16 protein-coding genes and 1 pseudogene are annotated in these 11989 nt (G+C 61.1%); 16 read left to right on the top strand and 1 reads right to left on the bottom strand.

Features of this window, described 5'->3' with window-relative positions; translation table 11 throughout:
* Positions 1–295: 295 nt before the first annotated feature.
* The 12 genes and pseudogenes from rplC to rplX all read left to right on the top strand — a co-directional run bounded on the left by rplC (position 296) and on the right by rplX (position 6084).
* A complete protein-coding gene (gene rplC / locus DW233_RS01215) occupies positions 296–916 on the top strand; it encodes a 50S ribosomal protein L3 (protein WP_035137484.1) in 621 nt (206 codons plus the stop codon).
* Positions 917–962: 46 nt separating this feature from the next.
* Positions 963–1589 carry a 50S ribosomal protein L4 gene (rplD, locus tag DW233_RS01210; RefSeq protein WP_006235032.1) on the top strand — a complete coding sequence of 209 codons (627 nt, stop codon included), beginning with the start codon at positions 963–965 and terminating at the stop codon, positions 1587–1589.
* The gene (rplW, locus tag DW233_RS01205) at positions 1590–1877 is read left to right on the top strand and encodes a 50S ribosomal protein L23 (RefSeq protein WP_022094197.1); all 288 of its coding nucleotides are present in this window, start codon (positions 1590–1592) and stop codon (positions 1875–1877) included.
* A 179-nt stretch (positions 1878–2056) separates the two neighbouring features.
* Positions 2057–2887: a 50S ribosomal protein L2 gene (rplB, locus tag DW233_RS01200; protein ID WP_055250219.1), complete on the top strand. Its 831-nt coding sequence runs from the start codon at positions 2057–2059 to the stop codon at positions 2885–2887.
* Positions 2888–2919: 32 nt separating this feature from the next.
* Entirely contained in the window at positions 2920–3180 is a 261-nt protein-coding gene (rpsS, locus tag DW233_RS01195; RefSeq protein ID WP_006235035.1) for a 30S ribosomal protein S19, read from the top strand.
* A gap of 14 nt (positions 3181–3194) precedes the next feature.
* On the top strand, positions 3195–3566 hold the full coding sequence (gene rplV, locus DW233_RS01190; protein ID WP_006235036.1) for a 50S ribosomal protein L22: 372 nt from the start codon (positions 3195–3197) through the stop codon (positions 3564–3566).
* 6 nt (positions 3567–3572) lie between these two features.
* Positions 3573–4283, top strand: a complete 711-nt coding sequence (rpsC, locus tag DW233_RS01185) for a 30S ribosomal protein S3 (protein WP_006235037.1) — start codon at positions 3573–3575, stop codon at positions 4281–4283.
* Positions 4283–4678: pseudogene (rplP, locus tag DW233_RS01180) on the top strand (50S ribosomal protein L16); the annotation flags it as partial. The gene rpsC and the pseudogene rplP, both read left to right, overlap by 1 nt.
* Before the next feature lie 107 nt (positions 4679–4785).
* A complete protein-coding gene (gene rpmC, locus DW233_RS01175) occupies positions 4786–5001 on the top strand; it encodes a 50S ribosomal protein L29 (protein WP_006235039.1) in 216 nt (71 codons plus the stop codon).
* A 16-nt stretch (positions 5002–5017) separates the two neighbouring features.
* Complete coding sequence (rpsQ, locus tag DW233_RS01170) at positions 5018–5278, top strand: 30S ribosomal protein S17 (protein ID WP_006235040.1); 261 nt, start codon at positions 5018–5020, stop codon at positions 5276–5278.
* Between the two features lie 118 nt (positions 5279–5396).
* On the top strand, positions 5397–5765 hold the full coding sequence (rplN, locus tag DW233_RS01165; protein WP_006235041.1) for a 50S ribosomal protein L14: 369 nt from the start codon (positions 5397–5399) through the stop codon (positions 5763–5765).
* Between the two features lie 13 nt (positions 5766–5778).
* Positions 5779–6084: a 50S ribosomal protein L24 gene (gene rplX / locus DW233_RS01160; RefSeq protein ID WP_006235043.1), complete on the top strand. Its 306-nt coding sequence runs from the start codon at positions 5779–5781 to the stop codon at positions 6082–6084.
* 767 nt (positions 6085–6851) lie between these two features.
* On the opposite strand, the gene DW233_RS10420 is transcribed toward rplX, so the two are convergent.
* Positions 6852–6953: an IS3 family transposase gene (locus DW233_RS10420; RefSeq protein ID WP_233506709.1), complete on the bottom strand. Its 102-nt coding sequence runs from the start codon at positions 6951–6953 to the stop codon at positions 6852–6854.
* Positions 6954–7282: 329 nt separating this feature from the next.
* Here DW233_RS10420 and DW233_RS01150 point away from each other — a divergent pair, with 329 nt between their 5' ends.
* The 4 genes from DW233_RS01150 to DW233_RS01135 all read left to right on the top strand — a co-directional run bounded on the left by DW233_RS01150 (position 7283) and on the right by DW233_RS01135 (position 11988).
* The gene (locus DW233_RS01150; protein ID WP_231500733.1) at positions 7283–7627 is read left to right on the top strand and encodes a 5'-methylthioadenosine/S-adenosylhomocysteine nucleosidase; all 345 of its coding nucleotides are present in this window, start codon (positions 7283–7285) and stop codon (positions 7625–7627) included.
* A 227-nt stretch (positions 7628–7854) separates the two neighbouring features.
* Entirely contained in the window at positions 7855–10596 is a 2742-nt protein-coding gene (locus tag DW233_RS01145; RefSeq protein WP_118266288.1) for a PRD domain-containing protein, read from the top strand.
* Positions 10597–10719: 123 nt separating this feature from the next.
* Positions 10720–11193: a PTS sugar transporter subunit IIB gene (locus DW233_RS01140; RefSeq protein ID WP_118266286.1), complete on the top strand. Its 474-nt coding sequence runs from the start codon at positions 10720–10722 to the stop codon at positions 11191–11193.
* Between the two features lie 9 nt (positions 11194–11202).
* A complete protein-coding gene (locus DW233_RS01135; RefSeq protein WP_089572477.1) occupies positions 11203–11988 on the top strand; it encodes a PTS sugar transporter subunit IIC in 786 nt (261 codons plus the stop codon).
* Position 11989: the final 1 nt, after the last annotated feature.

Raw genomic sequence — 11989 nt, 5'->3', positions numbered from 1 at the left:
ATATATTTCTCCGGCCCTCCGCCGTGCTCGGGAGCCATCCACGCACTTTACCTGCGTAAACAATGTGAGTGAAATATGAATCTCGATGGATACGCCCGCAGCCGTGTATACTAAACAGCTGTGTGAAACCAGGGGAGTATTCTGGCTGGACAAAATGCCTGCTTAATAGGGTTGTCAGGTAGTCCGGGCGAAATACAAGGCTGGGGAGCACGTCGTGTAAGTAGTGGTCCTCTAGGGGCGTACGCTCGGTGGTGTACGCATTGTCCCAAGACCACGCGAGAGTTGGGATCATATCTTGATCAGCATGATTCTCGGCCGCAAGATTGGCATGACCCAGGTTTGGGACGAGGACGATAACGTCGTTCCCGTCACGGTCATCCAGGCTGGCCCCTGCGCTGTCTCGCAGGTTAAAACTCAGGCAACCGACGGCTATGACGCCGTCCAGATCGGTTTCGGCGACATCAAGGCCAAGAACGTGAACAAGCCCATGGCTGGTCACTTCGCCAAGGCCGGCGTCGAGCCTGTCCGCTTCCTTCGTGAGGTCCGCGTCGAGAACGGCGAGGAGCACAAGGTCGGCGAGGTCGTCACCGTCGCTGATTTCGCTGATGTCGAGAAGGTCGACGTCATCGGTACCTCCAAGGGTAAGGGCTTCCAGGGTCGCATCAAGCGCTGGGGTCAGCGCCGCGGTCCTATGACGCATGGTTCTCACTTCCAGCGTCACCCCGGTTCTATCGGTCAGTGCGCCTATCCTGCGCGCGTCCTCAAGGGCGTCAAGATGGCCGGTCACATGGGTAACGAGCGCGTTACCGTCAAGAACCTTTCCGTTGTCCGCATCGATGCCGAGCAGAACCTCATCTTGGTCAAGGGCGCTGTCCCGGGTGCCAAGAATGGTCTCGTCGCCATCCGTATGGCCTAAGGGCCCAGCCCATTTAGCCCAGCGTCATACCAAGGAGAACACTTAAATGGCAAAGTTTGAAGTAAAGAACAGCGAGGGCAAGAAGGTCGCCGAGGCCGAGCTCGCCGCTGAGGTGTACGGCATCGAGCCGAACATCCACGTTATGCACCACATCGTCAAGTGCCAGATGGCCTCTTGGCGTCAGGGCACCCAGTCTGCTAAGGGCCGCTCTGAGGTTTCCGGTGGCGGCAAGAAGCCTTGGCGTCAGAAGGGCACCGGCCGTGCCCGCCAGGGTTCCATCCGTGCTGCCCAGTGGCGTCACGGTGGCGTTGTCTTCGCCCCCAAGCCCCGTTCCTACGCTAAGCGTATGAACAACAAGGAGGTCAAGCTGGCTATGCGCTCCGCGCTGTCCGCCAAGCTGGCCGATGGCGAGCTCGTGCTCGTCGACGACTACGGCTTCGAGAAGCCTTCCACCAAGGCTGCCGTTGCCATGCTCAAGGCTCTTGGCCTTGAGGGCAAGCGTCTGACCATCATCGTTCGCGATGAGGACGTCAACGCCTACCTGTCGTTCCGCAATATTCCCAAGACGTTCATCATCACCGCTGACGAGGCCAACACCTACGATCTCGTCAACAACAACGCTGTGCTGATGCCCGCCGACATCGCCGCTCACTTCGGGGAGGTGCTTGCATAAATGACCGCCCACGAGATCATTATCCGTCCGATCGTGTCCGAGCGTTCCTTCTCCGGTATGGAGCTGAACAAGTACACGTTCGAGGTCGCCAAGGATGCTAACAAGTATCAGATCAAGGACGCTGTCGAGGAGATCTTCGGCGTCAAGGTCGTTCGCGTGAACACCCTGACGGTCAAGCCCAAGACCAAGCGCGTGCGCTATGTCGCCGGCAAGACCCGTTCTTGGAAGAAGGCCATCGTCACGCTGGCCGAGGGCGACACCATCGAGGTCTTTGGCAACCAGGCCTAAGACTCGCTGCTGTTGAGTGAGCTCATGCCTCCCAAATAGGGGAGGCGAGAGCTCAAGGTTTTGGGCGTATAAAATGGACACGCCCGGAACCGTGTATACGTCCGGTGTCATCGCACCCGAGGCAGAACCTCGAATCCCTGTCTGCGATGGCTAACGGATTCCTATTGAAAGGGATTGTAATGGCTGTAAAGCACCTTAAGCCGACCTCCGCTGGTAGGCGTTGGCAGACGATCTCCGACTTCTCCGAGATCACCTGCACCAAGCCCGAGAAGTCTCTTCTCGAGCCCCTGCCCAAGAAGGCCGGTCGTAACAACAACGGCCGCATCACCACCCGCCACCAGGGCGGCGGCGTGAAGCGTCGTTACCGCGTGATCGACTTCAAGCGCAACAAGGACGGCGTGCCCGCCAAGGTTGCCACGATCGAGTACGATCCGAACCGTTCCGCTCGCATCGCTCTGCTGCACTACGCTGACGGTGAGAAGCGCTACATCCTGGCCCCCAAGGGCCTCGAGGTCGGTCAGACCATCATGTCCGGTTCTGACGCCGACATCAAGCCGGGCAACGCTCTGCCCCTCGCCGACATCCCCGTCGGTACGCTCATCCACGCCGTCGAGTTCCAGCCGGGCAAGGGCGCTGCTATCGCCCGTTCCGCCGGTAACTCCTGCCAGCTGATGGGTAAGGAGGGCAAGTACGCCATCGTCCGTATGCCTTCCTCCGAGATGCGCCGCATCCTCGTTACCTGCCGCGCCACCGTCGGTGAGGTCGGCAACGCCGATCACGCCAACATCGTCATCGGCAAGGCCGGCCGTAAGCGTCACATGAACGTGCGCCCGACCGTCCGCGGTACCGTCATGAACCCTGTCGACCACCCGCACGGCGGTGGCGAGGGCAAGAACCACACCTCTGGTCGTCCCTCCGTTACCCCCTGGGGTAAGCCGACGAAGGGCCTTCGTACGCGCAAGAAGAAGAAGGTCTCGAACCAGCACATTATTCGTCGCCGTAAGAAGTAATTTCGGATACCGAGTTTTAGGAGAAAGCACTTATGAGCAGAAGTCTCAAAAAGGGCCCGTTCGTGGAGACTCGCCTTCTCTCGCGTATCACCGCGATGAACGAGGCTGGCAAGAAGGACGTCGTGAAGACCTGGTCCCGCGCGTCTACCATCTTCCCCGAGATGGTTGGTCACACCATCGCCGTCCACGACGGCCGCAAGCATGTGCCCGTGTATGTTACCGAGTCCATGGTTGGTCACAAGCTCGGCGAGTTCGCGCCGACTCGTACGTTCCGTGGCCACAAGGCCAAATAGGGGGTTAACCGTAAATGGCAACTAAGTCTATTGAAACTGAGGCCACCGAGGTTCGCGCCGTCGCTAAGTACGTGCGTGTTTCCCCCAGCAAGGCCCGCCTGGTGGTCGATCTGATCCGCCGCAAGCCTGTCGCTCAGGCCTTCGACATCCTCCACTTCTGCGACCGCGCCGTCGCCGTGGATGTCGAGAAGGTTCTCCGTTCCGCCGTTGCGAACGCCGAGAACAACAACGGTCTGCGTGCCGACAACCTGGTTGTCGCCGCTGCCTATGTTGACGAGGGTCCGACGCTTAAGCGCATCCGTCCCCGCGCCAAGGGTTCCGCTTCTCGCATTCTGAAGCGTACTTCCCACATCACCGTCGTCGTTGCTCCTCGAAAGGAGGCGTAAAGCTGTATGGGTCAGAAAGTCTACCCCACCGGCTTCCGTCTTGGCATCACCGAGAACTGGCGCTCCCGCTGGTTCGCAGAGAAGGATTACGCTAAGACCCTCGGTAACGATCTCGAGATCCGCAAGTACCTCGAGAAGCGTCTTTCCCGCGCAGCTGTCTCCCGCGTCGAGATCGAGCGCGCTGGCGACAAGGTGAAGGTCATCATCCTCACCGCTCGCCCCGGCGTTGTCATCGGTAAGAAGGGTGCCGAGATCGATACCCTCCGCACCGAGCTCGAGAAGGTCGCTGGCGTCTCCAAGGGCCAGCTCTCCGTCGACGTTGTCGAGATTAAGCGCCCCGAGCTCGACGCCAACCTCGTTGCTCAGTCTATCGCCGAGCAGCTCGAGGGCCGCGTTGCCTTCCGTCGCGCTATGCGCAAGGCTGTCCAGTCTGCCCGCAAGGCCGGCGCTAAGGGCATCCGTATCCAGTGCTCCGGTCGTCTCGGCGGTGCCGAGATGGGCCGTCGTGAGTGGTACCGCGAGGGTCGCGTGCCTCTGCATACCCTCCGTGCCAAGATCGACTACGGCACGGCTGTCGCCAGCACCACCATGGGCGCTTGCGGCGTGAAGGTCTGGATCTACCTGGGCGAGAAGCTCCCGGGCCAGCCTGTTCCCAACCCTGCACTCGAGGGCTCTTCCCGTCCTCGTCGTCGTAACTCCGAGAGGAGGGGTCAGTAGTGCTTGCCCCTAAGCGTATTCTTCACCGCAAGGTGCAGCGTGGCTCCATGAAGGGCCAGGCCAAGGGTAATACCGAGCTGCATTTCGGCGAGTTTGGTATCCAGGCTCTCGAGGCCCATTGGATCACCAACCGTCAGATCGAGGCCGCTCGTATTGCCATGACCCGCTACATGAAGCGTGGCGGTCGTGTCTACATCACGATCTTCCCCGATAAGCCCATCACCAAGAAGCCTGCCGAGACTCGCATGGGTTCTGGTAAGGGTAACCCCGAGGAGTGGGTGGCCGTCGTCAAGCCCGGCCGCATCATGTTCGAGGTCAAGGGCGTGCCCGAGGAGGTCGCTCGCGAGGCTCTGCGTCTTGCACAGCACAAGCTTCCCATCAAGACCAAGATTGTTGCTGCCAAGAACGCTGAGCAGCGCATCGAGAAGGAGATGGCTGAGGAGGCCGCTCTCGAGGCCAAGTGGGCTGCTGAGGACGCCGCCGCCGCCAAGGAGGAGAACTAATGAAGCCCGCAGAGATTCGTGAGCTCTCGGACGCTCAGCTCGTTGAGAAGCTGAAGGAAATGCGCGCCGAGCTCTTTAACCTTCGTTTCCAGATGGCCACCAGCCAGCTGGACAACACCGCTCGCGTCAACACCGTGAAGAAGGACATCGCTCGCGTCCTCACGGAGCAGCGCGCCCGCGAGATCGCAGCGGAGAAGTCCGCTGTCGCCGAGTAGGACCTAAGGAGAGAACATGACTGATTCGCGTAACTCGCGTAAGGTCCGTACGGGTGTCGTTACCTCCGTCTCCGGTGCCAAGACCATTGTTGTCACCATCACCGAGCGCAAGCGTCACCCCAAGTACGGCAAGATGATGACCAGCTCCAAGAAGCTGCACGCTCACGACGAGGAGTGCACGGCTGGCGTGGGCGACACCGTCCGCGTTATGGAGACCCGTCCTATGTCCAAGATGAAGCGTTGGCGCCTCATCGAGGTCGTCGAGCGCGCTAAATAAGCAGTCGCTCTTACGACTTGTACGTTTCCGAAGATGTGCGTATGCCTGGCTTGCATACCACGGGCCGTATAAAGGCTGCGCACCTCTCTTCGGTTCTTAGTTCGGAGGAACATCTACCATGATTCAGATGCAAACCATGCTGAACGTCGCCGACAACTCCGGCGCTCGCAAGATTCGCTGCATCAAGGTGCTTGGCGGTTCCAAGCGTCGTTATGCAGGCATCGGCGATGTGTTCATCGGTGCTGTCCAGGAGGCTACCCCTGGCGCCAACGTCAAGAAGAAGGACGTTGTCCGTTGCGTCGTCGTTCGCACCGTTAAGGAGATCCGCCGCAAGGATGGCTCCTACATTCGCTTTGATGAGAACGCCTGCGTTGTCATCAACAACGATGGTTCGCCCGTCGGCACCCGTATCTTCGGGCCCGTCGCTCGCGAGCTTCGTGACAAGAAGTACATGAAGATCGTCTCGCTCGCTCCCGAGACCCTGTAGTTAGGGGAGATATATGTATATCAAGAAGGGCGATAAGGTCCAGGTTCTCTCTGGTAAGGATCGCGGCAAGCAGGGCGTTGTCCTGCGTGCTCTCCCCGCCGAGAACAAGGTCGTTGTCGAGGGCGTTTCGGTCGTCAAGAAGGCCGTCAAGCCCAACGCTGCCAACCAGCAGGGCGGCATCGTTTCGCAGGAGGCTCCCATCGACGCCTCCAACGTCAATCTCGTCTGCCCCGAGTGCGGTAAGGTTACCCGCGTCGGTCACGAGAAGGACGGCAAGAACAAGCTGCGCGTCTGCAAGAAGTGCGGTCACAAGTTCTAAGCTGCCCGCAACATCAAGTTGCTAGCAAAGGCCCGGATGCCACGGCACCCGGGCCTTTTTCTATCCCCACTCGATGACTTCGGTTCTGCCGTCCCGTCATTCCGGTTGCATCCAGTTTTCGGTGCCGTCTCGAATCGAGTGCCGCCAGGTGACACCCTGTCGCGTTTCGTCGGCTTCGGGGACAAAAGTCGGGACAACTCCAAAAACTATTTTCGAACTCAGGGCTTTGAGTTTTTGTTTTTGTCCCAAAGGGCGCGGCGGGATGCCTTTGGAGGCTCGATAGCGCCGAAAACGCCCGTTTTGAAACTTAAATGCCTTTTCGCGTGCAAGCCGCCAGCTGCAATAGGAAGTGAATCAACGCAGGTGGCTTTCAAGCAGTTTGCAAAACTGCAGGTCGCAGGTCTTCATTGCCAGTAGGAGAAATGAGTAGTCTCAGGTGGCTTGCCCATGAGTTGACGAACGGGATTTGAGATTACGCTGACGTCCGGAAACGCTTCGAGCACGGCGTTACGTTTTTGGGGTTTGGGCGTAGCCCCTGCACCCGCGAGCGCGGGCCTTAAGCCCGCCGAGAGGGTGACGCGTCGAAAACGAAGGGGAAAGAGAGAAGGGGCCGTCCCTATCATTCAGGTTGCGACCGAAGAAGACAAGGAGACCCCCTGAGCCTGAATGATGCCCCACAGACCGCGTCCGACCGAGCTCAAGCCGAGCTTTTCCTGACGTCCTCCTTCGCGGAGATGATGGCTGGATTGGCTATGGATTGGCAACACTTATTTGGACGATTCCGGGAGGGACGGCCCCGCCTCCCTGAACTCGACCGGCGACATGAAGCCCAGCGTCGAGTGGATCCTGAAGTTGTTGTACCAGTGCACGTAATCCAAGAGCTTGGCTCGGAGCTCGCGCGTCCCTCCTCGATCCTTCGGAGTGGCCGACGATTTCCCCGTTGCAGAGGTCGACGAGCAGGCAGACGTAGTTCCACGACGCCCCGACGCGCACGCAGGCCAAGTCGCTGCATATATGGGTGTACGGCGCCCTGCCGCCGAAGCCGCGCGCGACGACGTTCGACACGTCGGCCTCGTTGATCGCCCCGGGGTGCACCTTGAACCTTTTCCTGCCGTATGCGCCGGCCAGGCCGTTCTCCCTCATGATGCGGCAGACGCGGCGCCGGCTGACGGTAACGCCCGACCTCCCGGGCGACGCCTTGATCTTGCGCGATCCGTTCCGGCCCTTGCTGGCGGCGTGCGCCGCCGCGGCCGCCGTCGCCCCCGACATTAAGGTCCTCAAGGGCCGCGTCGTCTCCGGCGACCAGTTTGTCTCGCCCGCGGAACAGAAGGAGAGAATCCTCGCGATCTTCGGCGACCTGTGCTGCGAGATGGAGGGCTGCACCATCGCGCAGGCCGCCTATCTCAACGGCGTGCCCCTCGTCGTCGTGCGCGCCATCAGCGACAAGCCCTGCGCCGAGGGCCGGGTCGTCGACTACAACACCTTCGAGAAGAAGGCCGCCTGCGACTGCGCCCGCATCGCCGCGCGCATGGTTAAGCTTTAGGCCCTGCGCGCCGGGGCCCTTCTTTATGTTGGGACCCCGGCGCGCCGGGGCCCTTTCCAAAGCGAAGTGTCGAGACGAAGTGTTGAGCGTCGGCCCTGAATGTTCAATGGCCGTTGTTTTCTGCCCCTCAAGTGGTGGACTTTTCCTCGGAGCTGTTGATTCCCCCACGCGCCCCCTTCCGTTCTCTGTTCTCCCCTTATACTCCTTGTACGAGGAGGTAAGAAGTCATGGACAAGACCACACAGGACAGCTTGGCAAAGAAACCCGTCGACATGAGGGACAGGATTCTCGAGCATCTCGAGGCCCTCACCTCTGTCGTCTCGCTCGACGACCTTGCCCGTCTGTCCACCTCCGACATCGCCGAGACGCTCATCATCTCCAGGAGCCTGGCGAGCCAGTACCTCAACGACCTTGTTCGCGCCGGTCTTGTGGTTAAGGTGGCGGGCAGGCCTGTCCGTTATTTTCATCGCCGCGCGTTCCAGAAGCGTTTTCAGGTAAAGCTCTCTGCAAGCGAGTACGCCTCGCTCGCCGACCTCATCCAAGCGACGGGAATCGCCGATCACCGCGACTTCGCGCGTGCCGTGGGCTTCGACATGAGCCTCAGCTCCGTTGTCGAGCAGTGCAAGGCTGCGGTTCAGTACCCTCCGTTTGGCCTGCCCATCCTCTTGAGCGGCGGCGTGGGTGTCGGTAAGTCTTTCCTTTCTCGCCTTGTGTACGAGTACGGCAAGAACCAGGGCTTGCTGTCCCGCGACTCCTCCTATGTGCGCATCGACTGCGCCGGGGTCCCGGACGCCGCCTCGTTCAACGGGCTTCTTGACGAGTCGATCGCGAAAGCGCGCGGGGGTGTGGTCTTTGTCAACGGCATCGAGGCACTCTCTCCCTCTGCGATGGAGCACTGCCTTGCGACGGCCCTCGGGCTCGATGCCTCCCAGGATGCGCCGCGCGCTCGCCTCGTTCTTTCGACGACGCTTTCCGCCGATGACCTGAAGGTTTCCTCGGCCTACAGCAAAATGCCCATCTGTGCCCGCGTCCCCTCACTCAAGGAGCGGACCCCCGAGGAGCGCGAGGATCTCATCTTGAGCTTCCTGCGCAGCGAGGGGTGCCGAATCGGTTCTGATGTGAAGATCAGCCGCGGCGCATACCGTTGCCTCGTGAACGCGGACTTTTCCGATAACATCGCCGGCTTGCGCGCCTGCGTGACGAACTGCTGCGCCAAAGCGTTCCTCAATCGCGAGGGCGACTACGTCGTCGTTCGCCCGTATCTTCTTCCCAGCGGGCTCCTCTCCTCCGCGCAGATCGATCAACAGCCCGACGATGGCGTTCTGATTGACGCGTCTCTGGATGCCGCCGAGAGCACAGGGCCGGTCGAGCAGGCGCTCGATGCCCTGTGCTCCCTCGATGAGCGATTCTGCGCCGGGGAGCTCTCTGTCTCCGAGCTTGTCTCGCAAGCTGTCTCCGCTGTGCGCGGCGTTGAGGATCACTTGATCTTCGACCACGGCGTCGCCTCCTCGAGGTCGCGCGCCTTCGAGCGCGTCGTGGGCGCGGTCCTTGCCGACGCAGGCTCTTCTTATGGCATCGAGCTTTCGAGGAAGGTCGCTTTTCTACTGGCCCAGGAGATTTGCCTGCAGTTGTGGCCGGGTATCGGCCTGGCTAAGCGAAAGTCTGCCTGTGCGGAGCAAATCTCCCATCTCCTCGGTGCCGTGACCTCCGGATTGCCGTTTGCCTCGAGTGTCTCCGATCAGGTCGCCGCAGACGTGGAAGGGGCGCTGGGAATCTCGCTCGATCACTTCACGAAGACGCTTCTGACGCTGTGCGTCGCATCGGAGTCTCGCGATGCGAAGGCCCTTCGGACGCTCTGCGTCATCTTGTCCCACGGCTACTCAACGGCGACGAGCATCGCCGACGCGGCGAACCGTATGCTCGGCATGCATGTGTACGAGGCTGTCGACATGCCCTACGACCAGCAGCTGAAGGACATCGTCGGTCCGCTCCAGCGCCTCGTCGACCGCCATTCCTACTGTACCGGGGTCGTGTTCCTCGTCGACATGGGCTCCTTGGAGGAGGCCTATAAGGCCCTCGAGAACGTTACCGACTCCACTATCGGCGTGGTGAACAACGTCTCTACCGGTCTTGCGCTCGAGATCGGGGTCGGGCTGCTCGGCGGCAAGTCCATCGCCGAGGTTCTTGGCGATGCGACCGCCGCGTGCGTGACGCACTGCAAGGTGATCGAGCGCGTCAACCGTGAGGACGCCATCGTCTTCTGCTCCGAGTCCGGGGTCGACGCCGCGGAGAGGATACGCCAGCTCGTCTCGCAGAGCCTCCCGCGCACCATAGGCGCGCGCCTGCTCACGAGGCCCTTCAAGCAGCTCGTCGCGAACGGGTCGAACGACGCCGTTTTCTCCGAGCACCGCGTCTGCGCCGTCATCGGCACGGGAGACCCCGGGGTCGCCTCCGTCCCCTTCGTCGCCCTCGAGGACATCATGTCGACGGCGTCCGCCTCTAAAGTTGATGCCGTGTTCGGCAGGTGGCTTGACGCTTCCGAGCTCTCTTCTTTCCACGAGAAGCTGCTCTCGAACATGACGCTGCAGAACGTCATCCGCTCCATCACCATCCTCGACCCGGAGCGGCTATTCCATGAGATCGAGAGCGCCGTGCACGAGCTTCAGCGCAGGACAGGCGAGAAGATCGGCAGCAACGCCATCATTGGGCTCTACGTTCACCTCTGCTGTCTCGTCGAGCGCCTTGTTACCAGAAACCCCATTGAGACCTACGTTGGCCAGGACCGCTTCGAGGAGGAACGCGCCGATTTCATCGAGTCCTTCAGGCAGAGCTTCTCGAGCATCTCGACGCGCTATCGCGTAGAGGTTCCCGTAAGCGAGATCGCATATGTCTTCGACTACATAAGCGTGAGCGCCGCCCCGGCGCGAGAAGAGCGCCTCGGCTCCTCGGACCTCCTGCTCGACGAGTGACCTTCCCCGCGCCGCCGCAAGCTGACCGCGCGTCCTCAATAATCCGATAACCCCTTGCCCGGCGCGAATCCGGATAGTGCCGAGGCAGTACCGAACGCAAAACTTCATTTGATAGGAGCAAACATGAGTGTTGTTATGGCACGAATCGACAATCGCCTGCTTCACGGCATCATCGTGACGCAGTGGGCCCCGGTGTCGGGCGCGACCCGAGTCATGGTCATCGACGACAAGGTCGCCGGCGACGAGGTCCTGAAGTCCACCATGAGGATGGCGCGCCCCGCGGGCATGGCCGTTTCGATCATCTCCGAGCAGACCGCGCTCAAGAACTTCGCCGCGGGCAAGTACGACCGCGAGAAGGTCTTCGTCATCGCCAAGGAGCCCGAGACGATGCTTCGCCTGGTCGAGTCGGGCGTCGAGCTCCCGTCGCTGGTCGTCGGCGGCTCGCTCGTCAAGGAGGACAGCATCCAGCTCACCCAGCGCGCCTACGCCTCCGCCGAGAACGTCCAGAGCTACAAGGCGCTCATCGCCCGTGGCGTCAAGGTGACGGCCCAGTTCGTGCCCGCCGACAAGCCCGTCTCCGTCGCAGACCTCATCTAAGGGGGAAATATGGTCAACTTCACTATCCTGCAGGTCGTCCTTTTGACCCTGCTGGCCTTCATCAAGCACGTGGACTACTACGGCATCCCGATGATCTTCGTCAATTACGCCGTTTTCTGGGGCCTCATCACCGGAGTCGTCATGGGCGACTGGAAGACCGGCCTTGTCATCGGCGGCACCATTCAGCTCATGCAGCTCGGCGTCGCGGGCTTCGGCGGCTCCTCCATTCCCGACTACGGCACGATGGCCATCATCGCCACCGCCTACGGCGTGACCCTGGGCTCCGACACGGGCCTCGCCATCGGCCTGCCGGTCGGCATGCTCGGCATCCAGCTCGACGTCGTCGCCAAGATTCTCAACGGCTTTGTCGTCGAGAAGTCTCAGAAGTTCTGCAACGAGGGTAAGTTCAATCAGATGAACGCCATCCTGTGGGTCTGCCCCGCGCTCTTCGGCCTGTGCGCCGCCCTGCCCGTCTTTGTCTCCGTGACGCTCGGCCAGCCCGCCGTCAACTGGCTCCTCGAGGTCATGCCCCAGTGGTTCCTCTCCGGCCTCACCCTCGCCGGCAAGATGCTCCCGGCCGTCGGTATCGCCATGCTGCTCCGCTACATGCCAACCGCCAAGTACTTCCAGTACCTGCTCGCCGGCTTCTTCCTCTCGGCCTTCCTGAACGTGCCCATCATCGGCGCCGCCATCGTCGGCGTTGCCCTCGCGATTGCGTTCTACCAGCGTGCCGAGAGGGACACCGAGCTCGCCGCCCACGCTTCCGCAGACGCCTTCATCGGAGAGGATGAGTAAC

The organism is Collinsella sp. AM20-15AC, assembly GCF_003471405.1.
Taxonomy (GTDB): domain Bacteria; phylum Actinomycetota; class Coriobacteriia; order Coriobacteriales; family Coriobacteriaceae; genus Collinsella.
The sequence above is the reverse complement of the archived record's forward strand: the minus strand, read 5'-3'. Positions and strand labels throughout refer to the sequence as shown.

Excerpts from the sequence above, each read along its gene's own strand:
- rpsC (WP_006235037.1), top strand. The coding sequence starts at position 3,573 with ATGGGTCAGAAAGTCTACCCCACCGGCTTCCGTCTTGGCATCACCGAG.
- DW233_RS01140 (WP_118266286.1), top strand. The coding sequence starts at position 10,720 with ATGAGTGTTGTTATGGCACGAATCGACAATCGCCTGCTTCACGGCATC.
- rpmC (WP_006235039.1), top strand. The coding sequence starts at position 4,786 with ATGAAGCCCGCAGAGATTCGTGAGCTCTCGGACGCTCAGCTCGTTGAG.
- rpsS (WP_006235035.1), top strand. The coding sequence starts at position 2,920 with ATGAGCAGAAGTCTCAAAAAGGGCCCGTTCGTGGAGACTCGCCTTCTC.
- rplX (WP_006235043.1), top strand. The coding sequence starts at position 5,779 with ATGTATATCAAGAAGGGCGATAAGGTCCAGGTTCTCTCTGGTAAGGAT.
- rplB (WP_055250219.1), top strand. The coding sequence starts at position 2,057 with ATGGCTGTAAAGCACCTTAAGCCGACCTCCGCTGGTAGGCGTTGGCAG.
- rplV (WP_006235036.1), top strand. The coding sequence starts at position 3,195 with ATGGCAACTAAGTCTATTGAAACTGAGGCCACCGAGGTTCGCGCCGTC.
- DW233_RS01135 (WP_089572477.1), top strand. The coding sequence starts at position 11,203 with ATGGTCAACTTCACTATCCTGCAGGTCGTCCTTTTGACCCTGCTGGCC.
- rplD (WP_006235032.1), top strand. The coding sequence starts at position 963 with ATGGCAAAGTTTGAAGTAAAGAACAGCGAGGGCAAGAAGGTCGCCGAG.
- rplW (WP_022094197.1), top strand. The coding sequence starts at position 1,590 with ATGACCGCCCACGAGATCATTATCCGTCCGATCGTGTCCGAGCGTTCC.
- rpsQ (WP_006235040.1), top strand. The coding sequence starts at position 5,018 with ATGACTGATTCGCGTAACTCGCGTAAGGTCCGTACGGGTGTCGTTACC.
- DW233_RS01145 (WP_118266288.1), top strand. The coding sequence starts at position 7,855 with ATGGACAAGACCACACAGGACAGCTTGGCAAAGAAACCCGTCGACATG.
- rplN (WP_006235041.1), top strand. The coding sequence starts at position 5,397 with ATGATTCAGATGCAAACCATGCTGAACGTCGCCGACAACTCCGGCGCT.